The organism is Hymenobacter ginkgonis (assembly GCF_009755225.1).
GTDB lineage: Bacteria > Bacteroidota > Bacteroidia > Cytophagales > Hymenobacteraceae > Hymenobacter > Hymenobacter ginkgonis.
The window spans coordinates 755,913-776,706 of the sequence record NZ_WQKZ01000002.1 but is presented as its reverse complement, the minus strand read 5'-3'; the positions used below and the strand labels follow the sequence as shown (position 1 = coordinate 776,706).

General features: G+C 58.1%; 18 protein-coding genes. All 18 read right to left on the bottom strand.

All coding sequences use genetic code 11. The features are described 5' to 3' along the window. Window positions 1-40: 40 nt before the first annotated feature. The 18 genes from GO988_RS09125 to GO988_RS09040 all read right to left on the bottom strand — a co-directional run bounded on the left by GO988_RS09125 (window position 41) and on the right by GO988_RS09040 (window position 20,777). Window positions 41-709 carry a response regulator gene (locus tag GO988_RS09125; protein ID WP_157564422.1) on the bottom strand — a complete coding sequence of 223 codons (669 nt, stop codon included), beginning with the start codon at window positions 707-709 and terminating at the stop codon, window positions 41-43. A gap of 29 nt (window positions 710-738) precedes the next feature. Next, window positions 739-1,545, bottom strand: a complete 807-nt coding sequence (locus tag GO988_RS09120; RefSeq protein ID WP_157564420.1) for a sensor histidine kinase — start codon at window positions 1,543-1,545, stop codon at window positions 739-741. A 291-nt stretch (window positions 1,546-1,836) separates the two neighbouring features. Further along, window positions 1,837-2,040 carry an antitoxin VbhA family protein gene (locus tag GO988_RS09115; RefSeq protein ID WP_157564418.1) on the bottom strand — a complete coding sequence of 68 codons (204 nt, stop codon included), beginning with the start codon at window positions 2,038-2,040 and terminating at the stop codon, window positions 1,837-1,839. Window positions 2,041-2,117: 77 nt separating this feature from the next. Continuing rightward, window positions 2,118-2,792, bottom strand: coding sequence for a response regulator (locus tag GO988_RS09110; protein WP_157564416.1), 675 nt, complete (start codon window positions 2,790-2,792; stop codon window positions 2,118-2,120). A gap of 37 nt (window positions 2,793-2,829) precedes the next feature. Then, complete coding sequence (locus GO988_RS24585) at window positions 2,830-4,218, bottom strand: tetratricopeptide repeat protein (protein WP_317164847.1); 1,389 nt, start codon at window positions 4,216-4,218, stop codon at window positions 2,830-2,832. Window positions 4,219-4,928: 710 nt separating this feature from the next. Next, the gene (gene atpG, locus GO988_RS09100; protein ID WP_157564412.1) at window positions 4,929-5,831 is read right to left on the bottom strand and encodes an ATP synthase F1 subunit gamma; all 903 of its coding nucleotides are present in this window, start codon (window positions 5,829-5,831) and stop codon (window positions 4,929-4,931) included. 109 nt (window positions 5,832-5,940) lie between these two features. Continuing rightward, window positions 5,941-7,521, bottom strand: a complete 1,581-nt coding sequence (atpA, locus tag GO988_RS09095) for a F0F1 ATP synthase subunit alpha (RefSeq protein ID WP_157564410.1) — start codon at window positions 7,519-7,521, stop codon at window positions 5,941-5,943. Window positions 7,522-7,528: 7 nt separating this feature from the next. Beyond that, window positions 7,529-8,092 carry an ATP synthase F1 subunit delta gene (gene atpH, locus GO988_RS09090; RefSeq protein ID WP_157564408.1) on the bottom strand — a complete coding sequence of 188 codons (564 nt, stop codon included), beginning with the start codon at window positions 8,090-8,092 and terminating at the stop codon, window positions 7,529-7,531. Window positions 8,093-8,185: 93 nt separating this feature from the next. Next, entirely contained in the window at window positions 8,186-8,680 is a 495-nt protein-coding gene (locus GO988_RS09085; RefSeq protein ID WP_157565429.1) for a F0F1 ATP synthase subunit B, read from the bottom strand. Window positions 8,681-8,883: 203 nt separating this feature from the next. After that, the gene (gene atpE / locus GO988_RS09080; protein WP_157564406.1) at window positions 8,884-9,144 is read right to left on the bottom strand and encodes an ATP synthase F0 subunit C; all 261 of its coding nucleotides are present in this window, start codon (window positions 9,142-9,144) and stop codon (window positions 8,884-8,886) included. Between the two features lie 78 nt (window positions 9,145-9,222). Next, window positions 9,223-10,314, bottom strand: a complete 1,092-nt coding sequence (atpB, locus tag GO988_RS09075; RefSeq protein WP_157564405.1) for a F0F1 ATP synthase subunit A — start codon at window positions 10,312-10,314, stop codon at window positions 9,223-9,225. A gap of 627 nt (window positions 10,315-10,941) precedes the next feature. Continuing rightward, window positions 10,942-11,382, bottom strand: coding sequence for a hypothetical protein (locus GO988_RS09070; protein WP_157564403.1), 441 nt, complete (start codon window positions 11,380-11,382; stop codon window positions 10,942-10,944). A 25-nt stretch (window positions 11,383-11,407) separates the two neighbouring features. After that, on the bottom strand, window positions 11,408-12,982 hold the full coding sequence (locus tag GO988_RS09065; protein ID WP_157564401.1) for a SusD/RagB family nutrient-binding outer membrane lipoprotein: 1,575 nt from the start codon (window positions 12,980-12,982) through the stop codon (window positions 11,408-11,410). A gap of 81 nt (window positions 12,983-13,063) precedes the next feature. Continuing rightward, the gene (locus GO988_RS09060; RefSeq protein ID WP_157564398.1) at window positions 13,064-16,249 is read right to left on the bottom strand and encodes a SusC/RagA family TonB-linked outer membrane protein; all 3,186 of its coding nucleotides are present in this window, start codon (window positions 16,247-16,249) and stop codon (window positions 13,064-13,066) included. Window positions 16,250-16,509: 260 nt separating this feature from the next. Next, the gene (locus GO988_RS09055; RefSeq protein WP_157564396.1) at window positions 16,510-18,342 is read right to left on the bottom strand and encodes a serine hydrolase; all 1,833 of its coding nucleotides are present in this window, start codon (window positions 18,340-18,342) and stop codon (window positions 16,510-16,512) included. Window positions 18,343-18,396: 54 nt separating this feature from the next. Then, window positions 18,397-19,047, bottom strand: a complete 651-nt coding sequence (locus GO988_RS09050) for an alpha/beta hydrolase (protein WP_157564393.1) — start codon at window positions 19,045-19,047, stop codon at window positions 18,397-18,399. Window positions 19,048-19,049: 2 nt separating this feature from the next. Beyond that, a complete protein-coding gene (locus tag GO988_RS09045) occupies window positions 19,050-19,982 on the bottom strand; it encodes a ring-cleaving dioxygenase (RefSeq protein WP_157564390.1) in 933 nt (310 codons plus the stop codon). 81 nt (window positions 19,983-20,063) lie between these two features. After that, window positions 20,064-20,777, bottom strand: a complete 714-nt coding sequence (locus GO988_RS09040) for a pirin family protein (RefSeq protein ID WP_157564388.1) — start codon at window positions 20,775-20,777, stop codon at window positions 20,064-20,066. Window positions 20,778-20,794: the final 17 nt, after the last annotated feature.

Genomic DNA, 20,794 nt, shown 5'->3' with positions numbered 1-20,794 from the left:
ATTTTTTACCCTTTTGAAAGGGTTGGCGAGTTGGACTAGCTTAATTATCGAGCAGGCCGTGGCGGGCGGCGTACAGCACCAAGCCGGCCGAATTGGGCGCGCTGGTTTTTTCCAGCAGCTTTTGGCGATGGCCTTCCACGGTGCGGCGGCTGATAAAGAGCCGGTCGGCGATATCGGCGGCCGTGTGCCCTCCGCAGATGAGGTGCAGAATTTCTTCTTCGCGCGGCGTGAGCTGCACCAGGCGAGGGAGCACCAACGGGCGGAGGGGGGTAGGGTGCTGCTCGCTATTTAGCAGGGCCTGCGCTATCCGGGGCGTCACGTGGCTACCCGTCACGAGTACCTCCTCAATGGCGACGCGCAGCTGCGCGTCGTCCACATCTTTGGGCAGGTAGCTGCGCACCCCCAGCTTAAGCATTTGGGCAATAAACTTATCGGCCGAAAACATCGACAAGACGATGATTTTCAGGTCCGGAAATTCGCTGAGTAGCTGCCGGGCCACCTCCGAGCCGTCGGTGCCGGGCAGCTGCAGGTCAAGCAGCAGGAGGTCGGGCAGGCGTTGGCGGCAGTGGGCAAGCAGCGGGGCAAACTCACCCGTATCAAAAATCCCCGCCACGTAGGGCAGGGTTTGTAGAATGTAGCGCACCCCTTGCCGAAACAGCGGGTGGTCGTCGAGCAAGGCTATCTGAACTGGGTAATCAATGGCAACCATGAGAAGCGAGGTAACTGGGTGGGATTGGGTTAGGTAGCGGCCGGAGCTGCCAAGTAGATAGTAGTAGAGGTGCCCTGGCCGGGCGCCGAGTGTCGGCGTAAGCGGCCATGCAGCATCTGCACGCGCACTTCGATGCTACGCAGGCCAGCGCCCGTGGCCAGCGGCGCCCCCGAGGTGGCCGGGGCAAAGCCGCAGCCGTCGTCCTCCACGGTAAGGGTGAGGCCGCCGGCCTGCTGCCGCAGGCCAACCAGTAGCTGCGTGGCGCCGCGCGCATGCTTTAAGGCATTGTGTATCAGTTCTTGACAAATGCGGTACAGGGCCAGCTCCTGGGCTAGCACCAGCGGCTGGAGGTAGGCCACCTCCAGCTTTATAGCGAGTGAGCCGGTTTCGTTACATATGTCTACGAGGTGCTGCAAGGCTTCGGCCAAGCCAAAGTGCGTTAGCACGGCCGGGTACAGGCTGTGCGAAATGCTGCGTACATCGTGCACGGCGGTACCCATTATTTCCTGAATCATTCCGAGCAGCGTGGCGGCATCGGGTGTTACCGCGTCCGCGCTCAGCCGGCTCATCAGCATTTTAGCAGTGGCAATTGTAGAGCCGATTCCATCGTGCAAGTCGCGGCCAATGCGCTCGCGCTCATGCTCCTGGGCCTCAATAACGGCAGCCAGCAAGTGCTGCTGGTACTCGGCCTCGGCCAGGCGCTGGCGCAATTGCTGGCGCAGCAGGCGCTTTTGATATACTATTACAAATACAACCAGTGCCACCGTTGCCAGCAGCATAAACCCAATGCCACCTATCAGCAACTGGCCAAACTCTACTTCTGCGGGGACATTCATAAAAGTGCTGAGGGGAAAGCCATGGGGAGCATAGTACCAGTTGGCTGGGCAGCCACAGGGCGCACGCAAGGCCGCCAGCAATGCACCCTAAACAATTATCCTTACTTCTTAGCAATCAGCAATTTGTTCTTGCCAACTACTAGCCCTGCTCTCGCCGACTGAAGCAGTCAAAGGTAGCCGCTGCCTGGGCTTGTGCCCCTCGATAGGCGCGTAGTTTCGCTTGCCTCGCTGGTAGTATTTACCGCCTTGTGAGCCTATGCCAAGCCAGGTGCCCGCTACCCGATGGAATAGCTACAGCCCCACGTACAAGTTGGCAAAAGCCTGCTCGCGGCTTAGCTCGCCGGCAACGTAGCGCAGCAGTTGCGTGCGCACGTCCAGCCCGGGCCGCCGGCCGCACAAGGTTTGGACGAGCAAGGCATTCTCCACTTCGCGCTGCCGGGCGGTTTGCTCGGCCGTGAGGCTGAGCGAAGGGAGGGGGGTAGGAAGCAAATTCATTTGGTAAAAAACAATTACCTCGGGCGCTGAAAAACGGTGAAAGCAGGTAAACTGAGGCTCACGAAGTGAGCGGCTAGCTAGCCAGGCTGCGGCGGCCGCTGCCGCCCCCAGGCAATAACTTCGGCTTTGGAATTGACTTGCAGCTTGCGGTATATCTGGCGAATGTGGCTGCGCACCGTGTCAATGCTTAGGAACAGTCGGTCGGCGATAAGCTTGTAGCTCAGGCCATCCTCGATGCCGCGCACAATGTCTTGCTCGCGGGCAGTGAGGCCATTTTCTGACTGGCGCAGCGCGGGCCGAAAATGCTGGATAATGTGCCGGGCCACACTCGGGCTCATGGGCGACCCCCCGGCCGCAACCTGGCGCAGCAAGTCGGCGAGCAGGGGTAGGGGCGTTGTTTTTTCGAGGTAGCCCACGGCCCCAGCCCGTAGCGCCTCAAATACGCGCTCGGCATCGGTGTATACGCTCAGCATCAGCACATCGGCCTGCGGTAGTTGGCGGCGCAGCACGGCCAGCCCTTCGATGCCAGAGAGGCCCGGCAGGCCAATATCGGAGAGCACAAGGTTGGGTAGTTGGCCTGCACTGGGCAGCTGCGCGACAAAATCTTCTATCGATTCCGCATCCAAAACACAGCGCATATCGGGCTGCCCACCCAGGTAGCTGCACAGCGCTTCCCGAATGGCAGGCTGGTCTTCGATGATGCCGAGTATTATCACCCCGCAAATGTCGGCGCCACTGCTATACGCCGCCATAGCATAAACATGTGAAAATGTGATTAAGCAGCGCTCCCTACCCCAGCGGCAGGCGCGCTACGAGGCGGATGCCTGGCTTCGTGTTTGCCAGCGTGATGGACCCACCCACCGATAGGGCACGCATACGCATATTGCGTAACCCCTGGCCTGCATCACAGCCAGTATCGCCCAGCCCCTGGCCATCATCGTGCACAGTTAGCTCTAGCTGGCGGCCCAGCAAGCGCAAGCGCACCCGCACCTGCTGGGCCCGGGCGTGTTTCACCACATTGTGCAGCGCTTCTTTATAAATGAAGTACAAGGCCTGGCGCGTAGCCAAGGGAATATTGCTGGCAGTGAGCGCAGGGTCGGCCCAAAAGTCCAACTCTACGCCAGCCGCGGGCAGCACTTGGTGGGCATGGTCGCGCAGGCGGTCAAGCAAGCTAGCGGCCGAGTCATAGCGAGCATCGATGCTCCACACGGCATCGCTCATCTGGCGAGCAGCCCGGAGGCTGGCTTCCGACATCTGGTCGAGGTAGGCTTGCTGCTGCGCGGGGGCATAGCGGCCCTCCCGTAGCAAGTTGCTCTGCATGGATATTTGGGTAAGCATACTGCCTACTTCGTCGTGCAAATCGGCGGCGATGCGGGTGCGCAATGCAGCCAACCGTAACTGTTCGCGGCGGCGATAGCGCCACAGCAAATAACCGCCCAGCAGCAGTAGCAGCATCCCCAGGATGGTAAGCGCGGCTACCTGCTGGTGGTAGCGCAGGCGGTCTAGCTCCTGCTGCTGTGCCTGCAGGCGCGTGCGCTGGGTAAGCAGCCTAATCTGGCTTTGCTGCTGACTACGGGCATACGTCAGCTCGAGGGCAGCCACTCGGCGGCGAGCGGCTTCGCCAGTCAGGCTGTCGGCGTAAGCACCTACCAGGTACTGGTAGTGATAGGCCTGCTGCCAGCGGCCTTGCTGCACACTTATTTTGGCCAGTGCCTTAGCGGCATCATACGTTTCCTGCCGCAGGCCATTACGCTGCGCGATGGCCAAGCCGCTGGTACCGTAGTGCAACGCACTATCGGGCTGGCCAATGGCCAGGAAAATGCTCGCTAGCAGCAGCCGAGCCCGCACTTCTTGCCAGGGGCTATTCGCTTGGCGCGCACGGACCAGCAAGCCGGGCGCCGCCGCAAACGCTAAGTCGTGGTACCCCTCACGCTCCGTCATCTCGATTAAGCTAAGCTCGGTAGGAAGCATACCCGCGGCATTGTATACTTTGCAGTAGCTGGCAGCGGCTTGCTTATAGTAATAGCGCGCCTGCGCCCAGCGCTGCTGCTGCCGGCTGAGGTCGCCGAGGCCGCTATAGGCATGGCCTACCCCTACCGCATCGGGCAGCAGTTGAGCCAGCAAAAGGGCCTGTTCTAAATGCTGCCGAGCGGCTTTGTACTGTCCTAAGGCAGTTATTTGTCAGGCCCAATTGCACCTGCGTAAAAAGCATTCCCTTCCGGTTATGGTGAGTCTGCGCTATGGCCAAGCCCTCTAGGCTGGCCGACAGTGCCTGACTGTAGTAACCCTGCTCATGGTAGATGCGGGCAAGGTTGTACAACCCACGCACTCGATTGAAATCGTCTTGTAGCCGTGTGTAAAGTTGCAAGGCCTCCTGGGTATGATATAGCGCTGAGTCGTAAGCATTGGCAGCTCGGTAGCAATACCCCAGGCCAAACTGTGCGTCACCCTGACCGGCTGGATAACCAAGCAGCCTCGCCAAGCGCAGGGCCTCGCTAAACAAGGCCATTGCTTGGGTTGTGGAGTTTGTACGCAAAGCCAGGGCAAGCTTATTCAGGCGGTTTACCCGGATGGTATCGGGGCGCAGGTCTATTCGTAGTAGCTGGCGCAGGCTATCCTGACGGTGCAGTTCTAGAGGCTTAACTCGTGTTGGCTGCGCCTGCCCTCGCCCGGCCACCAGACACAGCAAAGCCAATAGCCAGCGGGCGCCCCAGTTTCTGAGCTCAAACAGCGTTACAAGTGCACTCATACTTAACAGCAACAATTTACCGGCTGGTAGACTCTAAACACTTGGCGTTATCTCGAAAACTTACCTGCGCGGTGAGCTAAAATAGAAAAGCTCAGTAACCGGTTGGCTACTGAGCTTTTCAGGATGTGGTACTTCTTGATTATCGACTAGCCGCCAACGCCTCGGCGCCCCCTACAATCTCCAGAATTTCCGTGGTAATGGCCGCTTGGCGCGTCCGGTTATACGTTAATTTCAGCGATTTTAGTAGTTCACCAGCGTTATCAGTAGCTTTATCCATTGCCGTCATGCGGGCTCCGTGCTCCGATGCATTGCTTTCCAGAACAGCTTTATACAGCTGAATTTTTAAACTCTGCGGAATAAGAGTTTGGATAATTTCCTCCTTGCTCGGCTCAAAAATGTAATCAATGCTATTGTCAGGCGCCGTAGCACTGGGAGTACCAGCGGGCTCCGCAGTCGGCACCAACGGTAATAATTGCTCAGCCTGCACGAACTGGGTAGCAACGTTTTTAAACTCGTTGTACACCATCACCACCTCGTCATACGTGCCAGCTACGAAGCCACTCATGGCTTCCTCGGCGGCAAGGCGAACAGTGTTGAAAGATAGCTGCGCAAATACGTGCGTGTAGTCGCCTACCCGGGCATAACTGCGACGGCCGTAATAATCGTGCGCCTTTTTACCAATCGCCATTATCGAGATGGCATTCACGGGCAAGTTGGCATAGCGGTCTGCAATCAGTGCGCTTACCCCTTTGAATATGTTGGCGTTGAAAGCTCCTGCCAAACCACGGTCTGACGTGATTGCAATAATCAACACCCGGCGCACTTCCCGCACTTGGCCATACTCGCTCACTACCTCGTCAGTTGTCGTGCGCGTTAGGTTAGCCAAAATACTGGTTAGCCGCTGGGCGTAAGGCCGCATACGGATGATGTTGTCCTGAGCCCGGCGCAACTTAGCTGCCGCTACCATTTTCATGGCTTTGGTAATCTGCTGCGTGCTCGATACCGACTGAATGCGCGAGCGGACTTCTTTTAAGCTAGCCATGTGGGTTAATTATGAGTTTTGAATTATGAATTATGAATGACAAGCTTTCGTCATCGCTGAAGAAACTGGTTGTCAACTCATAATTCATAACTCATAATTTCTGATTTTCTTAAACAGCGTAGTTAGCAGCTACATCCTTAGCAGTCTGGCGGATGGCACCCGTCACGGAGTCATCTAGCTTGCCAGCCTTTAGCGCCTTAAGGGCTTCAGGATTGCGGGCATTCATCACCTGCCGGAACTCTGTCTCAAACTCGCGCACCCGGTTTACCGGCACCGTATCGAGCAAGCCATTGGTAGCGGCGTAAATGATGGCTACTTGGTCCTCCACCTTTACGGGCGAAAACTGGGGTTGCTTCAAAATTTCGAGGTTACGGCGGCCACGCTCAATCGTAAGCTTGGTCGAGGCATCGAGGTCGGAACCGAATTTGGCGAAAGCTTCCAATTCGCGGAACTGCGCCTGGTCAAGCTTCAAAGTACCCGATACCTTCTTCATGCTCTTAATCTGGGCATTACCACCTACGCGGCTTACCGAGATACCCACGTTGATAGCGGGACGCACACCCGAGTTGAATAGGTTAGTTTCGAGGAATATCTGCCCGTCAGTAATCGAGATTACGTTGGTTGGGATATAAGCCGATACGTCACCTGCCTGCGTTTCGATGAGGGGTAGGGCCGTTAGCGAACCACCACCTTTCACAAGCGGCTTGAGGCTATCGGGCAAGTCGTTCATGTTGCGCGCAATCTCGTCCGAAGCGTTAATTTTAGCGGCGCGCTCCAGCAAGCGGCTGTGCAGATAGAATACGTCGCCGGGGTATGCTTCACGTCCGGGAGGACGACGCAGCAACAGCGACACTTCGCGGTAAGCCACAGCTTGCTTCGACAAGTCATCGTACACTACCAGCGCCGGACGGCCCGTATCGCGGAAGTATTCGCCGATAGCAGCACCCGTGAAAGGCGCGTAAAACTGCATTGGGGCTGGATCCGAAGCCGAGGCTGATACTACCACCGTGTAATCCATGGCACCGCCTTTGGTTAAGGCATTTACCACCTGCGCTACGGTCGAAGCCTTCTGGCCGATAGCTACATAAATGCAGAACACGGGTTCGCCGCGCTCAAAAAACTCGCGCTGATTCAGAATGGCATCAAGGGCCACAGTAGATTTACCAGTCTGGCGGTCACCGATAATCAGTTCGCGCTGGCCACGGCCAATCGGAATCATAGCGTCAATAGCCTTGATTCCAGTTTGCAGCGGCTCGGTCACTGGCTGACGGAAGATTACACCAGGAGCTTTACGCTCTAGGGGCATTTCGTAGGTCTGGCCTTGGATGGGACCGCGGCCGTCAATGGGCTGGCCCAGCGTGTTTACTACGCGGCCCACAATGCCCTCGCCCACTTGAATAGCGGCAATTTTATTAGTCCGGCGTACGGTAGCACCTTCCCGGATATCGCCGTATTCGCCGAGCATTACGGCGCCTACGTTGTCTTCTTCCAGGTTGAGCACCAAGGCTTGCAAGCCGTTTTCAAACTCAATTAGCTCACCCGATTGGGCATGGGTAAGGCCGTAAATGCGGGCCACGCCGTCGCCAACCTGCAACACAGTGCCGACTTCTTCCAGCTCGGCGGCCGATTTGAAATTGGACAGTTGCTGCCGCAGAATGGCGGATACTTCGTCCGGGCGTACTTCAGCCATTGGGATATTAGTTTATACTGGGTTGGTAAGTATTGTCGGTCAAGGAGGTGCGCAAGCGGCGCAAGCCTCCGCGCACCGAGTCATCAATCTGCCGGTCGCCGATGCGCAGCACGAAGCCACCAATTAGCGAAGCATCCACCTTCTCGGTGAGCGAAACCTGCTGGAGGCCCGTTTGCCGGGCTACCATCTTCTCAATTTCGGCACGAGTAGCGGGGGTAAGCGGCACAGCCGAAATAACCTCCGCTACTTGCACACCCATCAGCGCGTTGTACTGAATTAGAAACTCGTTGCCGATGTGTTCTAGCGCGGCTTCTCGGTTCTTGCTAGTCAGAATCTGAAAAAAGCGCATCATCAACTCTGACACCTTACCCCCAAACACGGCGGTGAGGATACTTAGTTTCTTGTCGTGCTTCACAATCGGGTTGCGGAGCAGCAAGCGCAGGTCGCGGCTGCCAGCCATCGTGTTGGCCAGCAAATCCATATCCTGTTTGATAGTTGCCAGGTTGCCCTGCTCCTGCGCCAAATCCAATAAGGATTTGGCATAGCGGGCGGCTACTCTTTCGTCGGCCATATTTTTAATGGGTAGTAATTAGTGATTAATGGTCGATGTGGGGTAGCTGCAGATGCGCGTGAGCAACACAGACCATTAATCGTTAACCATTACCTAATTAAGCTTTACGTCTTTCAGGTATTCGTCTACCAGCTTTTGCTGAGCGGTTGGGTCAGCTAATTCGCGGCGCAGTAAGCGTTCGGCGATATCGACACTAAGCTGAGCAGCGGTATTTTTTACCTCAGCTAGGGCAGCGTTTTTCTCTTGCTGAATTGCCTCGCGAGCCTGCTGCGTGATGCGGCCGGCTTCGGCTGAAGCGGTAGTTTTGGCTTGCTCAACGAACTGAGCAGCCATTGCTTGGCCTTCTTTTAGCATCTGGTCACGCTCTTTGCGTGCGTCAGCCAAAAGCTTTTCATTGCCGGCCTTGAGGTTTTGCATTTCCTCTTTAGCCTGCTGCGCCATTTTAAGGGCGTTGTCTATGCTGTCTTCCCGCTCTTTCAAGGAGCCCAAAATGGGCTTCCAAGCGAACTTAGCCAGCAACAGAAGCAGAAGAAGGAAAATCAAGGTTTGCCAGAAAAGCAAACCGAATTCGGGAGTGATAAGCGACATAGGAGCGGCAATTATCGAAGTGGTAACGCAGAAGCAAGTCCGCGCCAAAGAACATTCGGCGACGGCAACGGGATTGCCAAAAAGCATGGCTGGCGTCGTTAGTAAACGCTAGCCCGCATTCGGCCGAATGAAAACCCGGCACGGCTGGCTTCCTCAACTAGACTAGTGAGGAAAGCCAGCCGGCCGGGTTATACTCGACGCGATTACTGCAATTTCAGGGCAATGAGCAAGCAGACTACGATGGCGAACAGCGTAGCACCTTCCAGCAGAGCCGCCACGATGAGCATGGCAGTCTGAATACGGCCCGAAGCCTCCGGCTGACGGCCGATGGCTTCCATAGCGCTACCGCCGATGCGGCCAATACCCAGGCCAGCGCCCAGGATAGCCAGACCAGCGCCGATGCCGGCACCCATTACAGCCAGACCAACCGAATTAACAACTTGCAGCAACAACGAAAGAAGCATGGTAAAAAAGAAATGTGTGTAGGAAAAAGAAAACTTGGGGAAATAAAACCGGGCCAGTAAACTAACGGCCGGGCTAGGCTAGTGAGTAGCTACGTCAGGCCGGTTGAGGTGTGCTACATTGGAACCACCAGCGCGTTGCTCGGCCGTGCCGAAGTCTTCGCCGTGGCCGTGCTCTTCCTCGTGGTGATGCTCTTCTACGGCTCCGCCGATATACATAGCGGTTAGAAGCGTAAAAATATAAGCTTGCAAAATGGAAACAAGCAATTCCAACAGGCTGATAAACAAGCCAAATGGCACCGATATCAAGCCAGTAGCAGCCGAGCGGAAAATGAAAATCAGGCTGATAAAACTCAGAATGATGATGTGACCAGCTGTGATATTAGCAAATAGTCGAATCATCAGCGAAAAGGGCTTCACAAGCACCCCAATCAGCTCGACCGGAACCATGATGATGTAGAGCGGCCATGGCACGCCAGGAGGTGCGAAGATGTGGCCCCAGTAGTTCTTATTGGCGCTGAACAGGGTGATGAGCAACGTCACCACGGCCAGGGCCATCGTCACGGCGATATTACCCGAGAGGTTGGCGGCACCAGGCGTGAGACCCAGCAGGTTGTTGAACCAGATAAAGAAGAACACCGTGAGCAAGTAGGGCATGTAGCGCTCGTACTTCGGACCAATGCTTTTCTTGCCTACTTCGTCGCGAATGAAAACGATGAACGGCTCGAGTAGTGACTGCAAGCCTGAGGGCGCTTGGCCAACCCGGCTACGGTAGGACTTGGCAACTGAAGAGAAAATGAACACGAGCAGCAGGCTGCTCATGGCCAGTGCTGCCACGTTTTTGGTAATGGAAAAGTCGTAGACTTTGCTGCCGTCAATGGCCACGAGCTTCTCGTCTTCGAGCTTAAAGTTGCCGTAAGTTTTGCCTTCAGCAACTTTCTCGGAGGAGAAAGCAGCTACCCCCTTGCCAGGCTGGTAAGCGATGATGGGCAAGTAGGTAACAAAATTGCCATTATCGGTGCTGAACCAATGCCACTCGTGCGAGTCGGCCACGTGGTGCAAAATAATTTCGCCGGGGTTGAACGCCCCCCCTTTTTCACCCGATTCGGCGGGCTCAGCTGCGAAGCCGACGAACGTGCACAGGCAGAGAAGGAGGGTTAGTAAACGCTTCATTCAATATTGGTTAAAAGTCAAGCTCGACGGTAAATTATTCGTCTTTTGAGACTTGCTTCGCTGAAAACGGGCGCAAGTTACTAAAAATAGCCCATATTTCAAAGCCAGCGCATAGAAAATAGCCTATAAAGAAGGCGCCGAGGAAAGTTAAGACGTCCCGATTTTGTTGTATTCCGCCTTGAAAGAAGTAGGTTAAAATTATGCCTACTCCGATTACTAGCCGCAACCCTACCCCCCCAAAATAGGCGGGCATAAACCCATTGGGCGAGCGGCGAGTAGCCTGCGCCGTTACGGCATACGCGACCAGCGTTAGCAGTAGCAGGGCCCCCAGCACATACGGCGCTAAGGGGTGCACTACGGCTGCCCCAAAAGCTGCGCGCAGGCCAAAAAGCACCGCAAAGCTGGCGAGAGCGAACGCTACAAATTGGGTTAAAAAGCGACTATTCATAAATACTAGGCCGTAGCCGGGGGGCAAAGGTCGGTATGAATACGCTTGCAACCATACAAAAGCCCCGCTAACTCAGGCTAACGGGGCTATTTTTATGAACAATTTCTGAAGCTTATTAGCTCGATTGGCTCGGTACACCTTGCCCTCATGCTTTGCCGGCCCTAGTTCAGGGGCTCACGCTAGTTGGCGACGGTGTAAGTAATGCGCCGCCGACGCTGGGCGCCGTTTTGGAAAGTTAGGGTGATGTCGAGGCGCACGGCCGTGTTGAGCGCGTAGGTTGCGGGCACGGTGTACGGCACGGCTTGCGTGGTAGTCAGGAAGGTTTGGCTGAAAGTGCCGCTGGCCGGATAGCTGCCCACCTGCGCCGAATCGGTTTTGGTGGCCTGAAAAACCGTGATGGTAGCCGGGCCATCGGTTTGGTTGTAGGCGGCCGTAATTGGAATGCTTTTGCCGGGGCCGTATTTGGTCGCAAACGTGGTGTTGAACGTGGTACCCAGAATACCCACGTTGAAGAAGCCTGCTTCATCTTGCGGCTTGTAGTAGGTATCAAGTTCCTTCTTGCAGCCAGCCAGCAGAACTAAGCCCAGCAAAGGCAGCGCGCTTTTAGTTAACGTGTTCATAAACAGTCAATACAAGAGGATGAAGTTACGGCTGGTCAAACCACAATGGCTTGGTCACATAGTCGTCGTTAGCGGTGGCGCCAGCATCGCTGAAGAGCTTGGCAATCGCGCTGGGGTTGTAGAGCACCTCCGTGGCCCCCGGCAGCAAGCGACGTGGGAAGCGTGTGAGGGCCGTGGTGCCCGCCAGCAGCACTGGGTTAGCCCGGGAGGGGTAGGCGAAGTTGACGTAGATATCGGGTCGGAAATCCAGCCGGCGCATATCCGACCACACGTCGGGGTTCAGGAACATAGCCAGGTATTTCTGCTCCATTATCTGGCGCAGGGTCACGGCGGCGGGCGTCTGAGGCATGGCAGCCGAGGCGAGGTAGGCCGTTATCTGCGCCTGCGTGATGACCGGGAACGTGACGGTAGGCGGCGAGAAAGTGCCGCCTACCCCCACCTTGGCCATGTTGGCGCGTACCCCGGCGCGCAGGGCGTCGTAGGCGCGCTGCGTGTTGCCCGCGCGGAAAGCGGCTTCAGCCTCGATAAACTTGAGTTCGTGGTAAGTGATAACTTCGAAATAGCCCAGGTCGCGAGCATACCAGCTACCGTAGAAATCGGTAACGGCCGGGCTGGAGCCGGGCGTAATGTTAATGCCCGTGGTAGTAGCTGCCGTGCCAATGCCGGGGTCAACGCCGGTGCTAGTGGCAGGCACCAAAATGCCCCAGCGCGGGTCCACGACGCCGGGATAAGTCGTGCCATTCAAGTACTTCACTACGTTAGCCGAAAAGGTAGCCGTGCCGAAGTTAGACCGCGTGGGCCCGAAGATGTTGGTCGTGTTGGTGAGGGGTAACACGGCCGTTTGGAAGTTTATCTGGGCATCGTCGGTACTGGCGGTGAAACCTTTATCGCAGAGCGCCAGCACGGCGGCAGGGTCGTAGCTAGCCTTTTTGGTGAGGTGCTGCGCCTGGCGCGCCTTGAGAGAGTAGGCCAAACGTATCCACTTATTCACGTCGCCTTTGTAGAGAATATCGCCGCTTTCGCTAGGCGAGGTGCTGTAGAGCGGGCGAAAATTAGCCGTGGCCGGCTTCTGCATTTCTACTACCCCCTCGTCACAAAGCTGGTTGATAGTGGTGTAAATCTGCTGCTGCGAGTCGTACTTAGGCGTGTAGTTGTTGCCGCCCTGGTAGGCCTCCGTGTACGGAATATCGCCGAGCATATCGGTAGCGTGCGCCAAGATGAGGGCCTGCATAATCTTGCCCGCGCCCACGTAGTAGGGCGAGCCCTCGGCCTGCGCGGCGGCAATCATGGGCGGAATATTACCGCCCGATTGAAAGTAAGAGTAATTAAACGTGTTGGTGCTCTGCGCATTGGTGAAGTAGTACTGGTCGTTGCCGCCGCTGTTGGCGGTGCGGCTCACCACATACTGTGTGATGTAGGGCGTGCGCAGCGCCGTAAACATCTGCGTCTGAATGCCATTGGAAATGATGCCCGGCAGCAGGAAGTTAGGCGTCGAAGAGACGGGGTTGTTTGGGTTGTTGTTGACGTCGAGGTAGGTTTGGCACGACGGCAGTGCCGCCATGGACCCCAGCAGCCCGAGTAGGAAAAGATATTTTTTCATTAGGGATAATACTTTATTGCTGAACGCCTTTAATCGTTGCTTCGCTGTTCGCGCTCGCGCAACGGCAGGCGTACTTTCAAATTAGAAATTGACACGCAGGCCCATGTCCACGCCGCGGGTGGCGGGGATGTTGCCATAGTCGATGCCACCCGAGCCGCCGCCACGCACTCCCGCGCCTGAAGCAGCCGTTTCGGGGTCGGCGCCGGTGTATTTGGTGAGCAGCACCAGGTTGCGGCCGGTCACGTTCAGCTCGATGCCTTTGAGGAACGAGCTGCTACCCCCCAGCCAGCGCGCCGGCAGCGCGTAGCTGAGCGTGAGGTAGCGCAGGCGGGCCCAGGAGCCATCTTCAATAAAGGGCGTGCCCACGGTACTCAGCACGGTGGTGTAATAATTCTGGGTGAGCTCAGCCGGGCGAGTGTTAGGCGCGTAGGTGGTGTTACCGTTGGCATCGCGCGTGGCTACTACGCCATCAAACACCACAGTCTTGTAGCGCTCGCTGGTGCGGTTAGACGTGCCCACAGTGGTCTGGTAGTAGTCGTTGCCATTCACCACTACGCCCCCCACGCGAAAATCAAACAGTGTGCTCAGCGACAACCCCTTATATGTAAATGTGTTGGTGAGCTGCGTGGTGAAGCGCGGAGCCCGGTTACCGGCATACACGAAGTTGGCGTTCACGGTGGGGTAGCCAGTGGTAGCATTCACGATTACCTGGCCGTTGTAGGGGCTATTGGGGTCGTTGACGCGCGCAAAATCCGTGGCCGCAATGCCTGAAATAGGGTGGCCGGGGAAAGCGCCGCCCTCGTGCACGTTGGTAATAAAGGTATCGGACTGGTACACCACCGTCAGCGGCGAGGGCAGGCTCTCGACGTTGTTGGTATTGTGGTAGAAGTTGACCAGCACATCCCAGTTGAAGCCCGAGCTGGTGCGCACCGGGGTGCCGCTGAGGCTAATTTCCTGGCCTTCATTAGTTACTACCCCCCCGTTGATGTACTGGAGGATAAAGCCCGTGGCCTGGCTCACGCGGGGCGCAATGAGCTGGTCGGTGGTGCGCGAGCGGTAGTAGTTGAAGTCGAGGCTCAGCCGGTTTTTGAAGAATTGCAGCGCTACTCCCGCTTCGTAGGTGCGGGTGCGCTCGGGCTTGAGCAGCGGGTTGGAGCCGTAGAAATCGTTGCGGAAGCCGCCCCCGATGTACGTGTTGCTGGTTAGCGGCGACTCTACCCGGTAGGGACCGGTATCGCGGCCCACTTCGGCCACCGAGGCGCGCAGTTTGCCATAGTTCAGGATGGGGCTTTGGTCGAGGCCTAGGATTTTGGTGAACTCGTAGCCCGCCGCGGCCGAGCCGTAGAGGAAGCCTTTGCCAAACACCTTGCCCTCGTCGGGGCGGGGTAGGGTCGACGACTGGTCGTAGCGGGCTTGCAACTCCACAATCAGCTGGTCGAAGATGGTGGTGGAGAGGCGGGCGAAGTTGCCGATAAGGTGGCGCTTCGAATCGCGCTGCAAGGCGCTGCGCGTCACGGTATTATTGAGCCCAATGAAGTTGGGGTTCTGAAAAATTAAGCCCAGGTAATCCACCGCCTCGTCGCGGTTTTCCTCAATAGTATTGCCCAAAATGAGCGAGCCCCGGAAGTTCTCGCCGAAGTTGTGCGTGAGGGTAGCCAGCGTGGTGGCCGTCGTGACGCGGTTCTGGTCTACTGTTTCGGCAATGCCGCCGTTTTGATTGCCCACCTGCGACGTGCCCACGGCCCGCACCGACGTATTGCGCGAGGTGGCCCAGTCGGTGCCGATGTTGTGGCTCAGCGTCAACCATTTGGTGGCTGCAAAGCTCAGCTGCACGTTGCCTACAAAGCGGTTGGTGCGGTCGGTCTGCGGGTTTTTGTCGGCGGTCCAGTAGGGGTTATCGGCGTCGGCGTCGATGCCGCTACCCAGCGCCAAGAGGCGGCGGCGGCTGCCGTCAGGATTGAGGTAATTGCGGGCGTCGTCGTTGCGCGGCCAGTTGAGCAAGCTCAGCAAAAAGCCGCCCGAGCTGGTGCCCGCCGTGCCCAGCAGGCCCGGCCCTTGAATGGGGCGCACGGCGCCCGAGTTGAGGTATTGCCCCGAACCGGTGACGCTTAGCTTAGGCGAAATTTGGGCCGAGCCCGAGAGGCGCACCGTGGTTTTGTCGTACTTGCTTTCGGGCGTGACGCCCGTTTGCTGCAAGTTGGAAGCTGAAGCGAAGAAGCTGGCTTTCTCCGAGCCACCCGACATGGTGACGAAGTTTTGGTAAGAGTGGCCGGCCTGGAAGAAGTCTTTCAGGTTGTTATAGACGGTTTGGCCCGGCTGGAAGCGCGGCCCGAACGATATGCGCGTGGTAGCATCGAATATGCCGTTGGAGCCCTGGCCGTACTGGTCCTGCATTTTGGGCAGGCGGTTCACCTCATCCACCGAAAACTGGGTGCGGAAGTTGAGCTGCGTGCGGCCAGCCGTGCCCTTTTTGGTAGTAATAACCACGGCGCCGTTGGCGGCGCGCAAGCCGTAGAGCGCGGCCGCGGCCGGGCCCTTGAGCACCGTCATGGAGGCAATGTCTTCGGGGTTGAGGTCGCCGGCGCGGTTGGCCGCGCCCACCGAGCGGCCCAGCAAGCCGTTGAAGGCCGAGCCGCCGCCCGGCGCGGTGCTTTCCTGGAAGGACGAGTTGTCCATTATCATCCCGTCGATGACGAACAGCGGCTGGTTGTCGCCGTCGAGCGACGTGCCGCCCCGGATGACGATGCTGGCGCCCTCGCCCGCGCCGCCGCCCGACGACGTGATGTTGACGCCTGCCACCTTGCCCTGCAACGCATTGACAATGTTGGGCTGGCGCGAATCAATAATGTCTTTGCTGCTTACTTCCTGCACGGCCGTCACAATGTCGCGCCGCTCCTGCTTGATGCCGTAGCCGAGCACCACCACCTCATCAAGGTCGCGGTTGCTGGCCGTGAGCGTAATGTCGAGCACGCCCCCACTGGCGCGGCGCTCTACCGCCTCGTAGCCCACAAAGCTGAACACGAGCGTGGCCCCAGCCGGCACGTTGCTGAGCGAATAGTGGCCGTCGGCGTCGGTAGAAGTACCATTGCTGGTGCCTTTCACCACCACGTTCACACCGGGCAGCGGGGTGCGGTCGGTAGCCTGGCGCACTACCCCCGTGATGGGCGCAGTGGCTGCCACGCCGCTTGGGGCCGTTTGGGCGTAGGCCGCCGGCGCCACCAGCACGCCGGGTAGCAAAGCGAAGGGAAGTAGGTAAATTTTTCTCATAGGTTGCTGAACAGCAGAGTAAGAAAGAGTAAAGTGGAATCTTATATTAACACCGACAAGCACCGGCCAACCCCGCACATATCAACTAGCCATTTGTAGGCAGCCCGCAATTCCTCCCGGTAAATTGGAAGGCTAAAGGTGCACAAAATTTTAGAAACTCTTCACAATTCACCGCTTTATTTCGAGCCTCCTCCCTTACCCCCCTGCAAAAAGCCAAGCTGCTTGGTGCCCCCTTTTAGACGGGCACAACTACTTGGCCGCTAAGGCTGCGCACTTTCGATGGCGAGTTGCAGCAGCGCCGAGCGTACCCCCAATTCGCCAAGTTTGCCGTTGCGGCGCGTAGGATTCACACGGTTGGTGAGCAGAATCACGAACAAATCGAGGTCGGGCTCGACCCAGAAATACGTGCCCGTGAAGCCCGTGTGGCCGTAGCTGCGCGGGCTGGCGCTGCGCGCTGCGTTCAGGGCCGGGTTCTTGGGGTCGGGCTTGTCGAAGCCGAGCGCCCGGCGGTTGTCGGGGCAAAACTGGCAGCGCGTGTATTCGGCAATGGTTTCGGCTTTGATGAGCTGCTGCCCGCCGTAGCGGCCCTGCCACAGGTACATCTGCACCAGTTTGGCCAAGTCGTTGGCGGTGCCAAACAAGCCCGCGTGGCCCGACACCCCGCCTAGCATAGCAGCATTTTCGTCGTGCACGGTGCCGTGCACTAGCTGCTTTCTAAAGGCCGAGTCGTATTCGGTGGGCGCAATGCGCCAGCGCGGAAATCGCCGCTCGGGGTTGAACCCCAAGGTGCTAGCCCCAAGCGGGCGGTAAATCTCGTCGGCCACGAACTGGTCAAATGGCTTGCCCGATGCCCGCTGCACGTAGTACGGGTAGAGCATAAAGGAAAAGTCGGAGTACACGTAGCCCGGCTTGGCATTGAGCGGCGAGTTGGCAACGCCTCGGTATATGCGCGCCGGCAGCGCCCGGCTGCCCCAAATGCCCGCCGCCACCGGCAGCGAATACGCGGCCGACGAGTCGGGCCGGAAATACCGCCGGTTCAGGCGGCCAGAATAATTGACGTAGTCTTGCCAAAAAGGGATAAACGGCTTGAGCCGCGCTTGGTGCGTAAGCACATCGCGCAGGCGCAAATTCTGCTTGTCGCTACCCTCCAAAAAATCGAAGAGGGCACCCAGCGTATAGTCGGGCCCAAATAGCCCTAGGTCTTGCAGGCGCATAAGGGCCGGCAAAGCGGCCGTAACCTTAGTAAGGGAAGCAAAATCGTAGAGCGTGTTGTTGAGCACCGGCCGGGGCTGAGCCGCTGGGCCCGCCTGCTGCACGCCGTAGCTGCGGCTGAGGGCCACCACCCCATGCCGCACCACCACTACCTGCCCACCGGGGAAAGCGCCGGCATCCAACGCTCTTTGCATCAAGGAGTCAACCAAAGCCGATAAGCTGGGCCGCAAGCCAGCTGCCGTGGGCGTGCCATAGGCTAGGCGCAGGCCGCCGCGCGTGTTTAGGCTCGGCCCCCAGCTAGCACTAGCGGCCGGCGCTAGCCGCCCCGTGGCCCCTACCCCCCCAAATAGCACCTGGATGGCCTGGCTGCACGCACCAGTGTTGCGCGCTTTGGCAAGCACCACCGCCGCTACCTGGTGCAGCTCGGGTAGGGCGGCCAAAGCGGTGCTATCGAATAGCAGCACGACCACCTTTTTGTGCAGCTTCAGTACTTGTTGCAGGGTAGCGCGGTCGCGCGGGCTGGCATCGGGCAAGGCCAGGATGAGCAGGTTGCTGGCGCGCAGCTGCGCAAAGTCGGCTGCTTGGGGGCCGACACTGTAAAAACCGGGCGCGTAATTGGCGACATCTTGCGGCAGGTTCCAACTAAAATCGACGACATCGGGCATGCTACGAACTTTCACCGTGGCTAGGCGCAGGGTGTCAAGCCGTTGCAGGGGTAGCAATCCGCCCTCGTTGCGCAGCACTACAATGCCGAGTGCAGTAAGGGCTGGGCAGCTAGTTTGCTGGGGTTGCGCCCGGCAAACAGCCGAGCCAAACAGGCCAGTTAGCAGCCACCAAATAGCAATAAAAACGACGGGCCGAGGGAGCAAATACCGGAGCATATGCTCGCAAGGTATTGCGCCTCAGCCCGTCGTTGGGTTAAGCAACCGAAAAATTTAAGCAGCTGGGAAGTTCGCGGCCAGCCAAGCTACCGCCCCGTCGAGGTCGGCCTGCACCAGGTTGTGGCCCGCAGGCATGTCGCGCCGCGTGAGCTGGTACCCCCCCTCCGCAAGCAGGGTAGCAAACGCGTCGGTAGCGGCCGGGCGCACGGTAGGGTCTTGCGAACCGGGCGCAAAAAACACCGGCACCGGCCGGGGCGTAGTGAACGCCGGCACTTCTTGCACCAGCGGCTGCATGGGCCGCCATAGCACTGCGCCAGCCAATAGGCCGGGGTAGAGCATCAGTAGGCTGGCGGCAATGTTGGCGCCGTTGGAGTAGCCCACGGCAATGAGTTGCGCGGGGTCGAAGCCCTCTTTTGCCGCCACTTTGGCCAGAAAATCGGCTAGCTCGTGGGTGCGAAAAACAACGTCGGGCTCATCAAATACGCCCATGCCCAAGCGGCGGAAGAAGCGCGGCATGCCGCCCTCCTGCACGTTGCCGCGCACGCTTAGCACGTTCAGGCCAGGGCCGAAGCGGGCAGCTAGGGGTAGCAAATCGCGCTCGTCGCCGCCGGTGCCGTGCAGCAAGAGTAGCGTGGCCCGCGCCGGGGTAGGCGCAGGCTGGTATACATAAGTCAGGGGCTTGAAAGCCACAGGGTTTGCGCTCATGGCTATGACAATACGGGTAAGTGGGCTTCGATGGCCGCGCGCTTGCTTTCGTGCTGGGCAGGCAGCATGAGGTGCGTGCCTAGTTCGGCCAACGGTTCATCAACCATAAAGCCGGGGTTGTCGGTAGCTACTTCAAAGAGCACGCCGCCGGGCTCGCGGAAGTACATGGCGTGGAAGTATTGCCGGTCAATTTGGGGCGTCACCTGGAAGCCTTTTTTAAGGAGCAAGTCGCGGAAATACAGTTGGGTAGCGTCGTCCTTCACCCGAAATGCTACGTGGTGCACCGAGCCAGCGGCCACGTGCCCGTGCTGCTCGCCGGGGGCGGCTACCAGCTCCACAATATTGGCGGTGCCTAAGGCGTCGGTGGCGTAGCGGAAGCGGTTGACGTGCTGGGCTACCAGCTTGTAGCCAAACACATCGGTGAGGACGGCGGCAGTGCCCTTAATATCGCTGAGGGTAAGCTTGATGTGGTGAAAACCGCGGGTAGCCACCTCGGCCGAAACCTCGGGGGTAGCCCAGGGCGTGCGCGGGTCGTCGGCTACTTCGGTCAGCTCCAGCTTGAGGCCGTCGGGGTCGAGGAAAGTGAGGTAACGCTGGCCGAACTTCTCGGCGGGCTTATTATAGGTAATGCCGTTGGCCTCAAAGCGCTGCATCCAGAAATCGAGGCTGCCGGCGGGCACTGCGTAGCCGATTTCGGTGGCTTGGCCGGGGCCACGGCGGCCGGGCGTCATGTGTTCCCAGGGGAAGAACGTGAGGATGGTGCCGGCCGAGCCGCTCTCATCACCAAAGTAGAAGTGATAGGTACCAGGGTCGTCAAAATTGACGGTTTTCTTCAAAAAACGCAGCCCTAAAACCTTTGTATAGAAGTTGAAATTGCGCTGGGCGTTGCCCGCGATGGCCGTAATGTGGTGCAGGCCTAAGATTTGATTTTCCATAATACAATAGAGATTAACTGTTAAAGACTTATGAACGCCAGGCTTCGCCCTGCTCAGCGTGGCGTTCTTTTTTAATATAAATCAGTGATTAATAGGCGCTTCAATTAGCAAAAAGCGCGTATCAGCGGCGCAGTCGAGGTGCACGTTGCCGGTGCCTTCCCAGATGCCGAGGGCATCGCGGTCGCCAAGCACTTCGTCGCCGACGCGCACGGTGCCGCTGATGACGAACACGTAGAGCATTTTATTGGCCGGGGCAAAGTGGTAATCCACGCCCTGAGTTTCAGTGTAGTAGCCCAGCGAGAGCTTGGCGTTCTGGTTTATCCAGCAGTGGGCGGTGCCCTCCTCGTTGCTCACGATGGTGGTAAGGCGGTTGGCACGGCCGGCCTCCGGAAACTGGCGGCGCTGGTAGCGCGGGGTCACGTTCTGGAGCTTGGGCTCAATCCAGATTTGCAGGAAGTTCACCTCGTCGTCGCCCACGTTGTACTCCTCGTGGCGCAGGCCGGAGCCGGCGCTCATTATCTGTACGCCACCGGCCGGAATCACCTCCGAGTAACCCAGCGAATCTTTGTGGTTCATGGTGCCGGCCAGCAGCACCGAAATGATTTCCATGTTGGCGTGCGCGTGCAAGCCAAAACCCTTGCCGGACGCCACATAGTCATCATTGAAGACCTTCAACAACCCGAAGCCGTTGCGCTCGGGGTTGGCGTAGGGCCCAAAGCTGAAGGTGAGATGGCTTTGCAGCCAACCAATATCCTTGAGGCCGCGGTCGGTGGCGGGGAAGAAGTGCGTGCGCATGGCAGGGGGTAGGGAAA

Coding starts and splice junctions, on each gene's coding strand:
- GO988_RS09125 (WP_157564422.1), bottom strand. CDS start 709: ATGGTTGCCATTGATTACCCAGTTCAGATAGCCTTGCTCGACGACCAC.
- GO988_RS09120 (WP_157564420.1), bottom strand. CDS start 1,545: ATGAATGTCCCCGCAGAAGTAGAGTTTGGCCAGTTGCTGATAGGTGGC.
- GO988_RS09115 (WP_157564418.1), bottom strand. CDS start 2,040: ATGAATTTGCTTCCTACCCCCCTCCCTTCGCTCAGCCTCACGGCCGAG.
- GO988_RS09110 (WP_157564416.1), bottom strand. CDS start 2,792: ATGGCGGCGTATAGCAGTGGCGCCGACATTTGCGGGGTGATAATACTC.
- atpG (WP_157564412.1), bottom strand. CDS start 5,831: ATGGCTAGCTTAAAAGAAGTCCGCTCGCGCATTCAGTCGGTATCGAGC.
- atpA (WP_157564410.1), bottom strand. CDS start 7,521: ATGGCTGAAGTACGCCCGGACGAAGTATCCGCCATTCTGCGGCAGCAA.
- atpH (WP_157564408.1), bottom strand. CDS start 8,092: ATGGCCGACGAAAGAGTAGCCGCCCGCTATGCCAAATCCTTATTGGAT.
- GO988_RS09085 (WP_157565429.1), bottom strand. CDS start 8,680: ATGTCGCTTATCACTCCCGAATTCGGTTTGCTTTTCTGGCAAACCTTG.
- atpE (WP_157564406.1), bottom strand. CDS start 9,144: ATGCTTCTTTCGTTGTTGCTGCAAGTTGTTAATTCGGTTGGTCTGGCT.
- atpB (WP_157564405.1), bottom strand. CDS start 10,314: ATGAAGCGTTTACTAACCCTCCTTCTCTGCCTGTGCACGTTCGTCGGC.
- GO988_RS09070 (WP_157564403.1), bottom strand. CDS start 11,382: ATGAACACGTTAACTAAAAGCGCGCTGCCTTTGCTGGGCTTAGTTCTG.
- GO988_RS09065 (WP_157564401.1), bottom strand. CDS start 12,982: ATGAAAAAATATCTTTTCCTACTCGGGCTGCTGGGGTCCATGGCGGCA.
- GO988_RS09060 (WP_157564398.1), bottom strand. CDS start 16,249: ATGAGAAAAATTTACCTACTTCCCTTCGCTTTGCTACCCGGCGTGCTG.
- GO988_RS09055 (WP_157564396.1), bottom strand. CDS start 18,342: ATGCTCCGGTATTTGCTCCCTCGGCCCGTCGTTTTTATTGCTATTTGG.
- GO988_RS09050 (WP_157564393.1), bottom strand. CDS start 19,047: ATGAGCGCAAACCCTGTGGCTTTCAAGCCCCTGACTTATGTATACCAG.
- GO988_RS09045 (WP_157564390.1), bottom strand. CDS start 19,982: ATGGAAAATCAAATCTTAGGCCTGCACCACATTACGGCCATCGCGGGC.
- GO988_RS09040 (WP_157564388.1), bottom strand. CDS start 20,777: ATGCGCACGCACTTCTTCCCCGCCACCGACCGCGGCCTCAAGGATATT.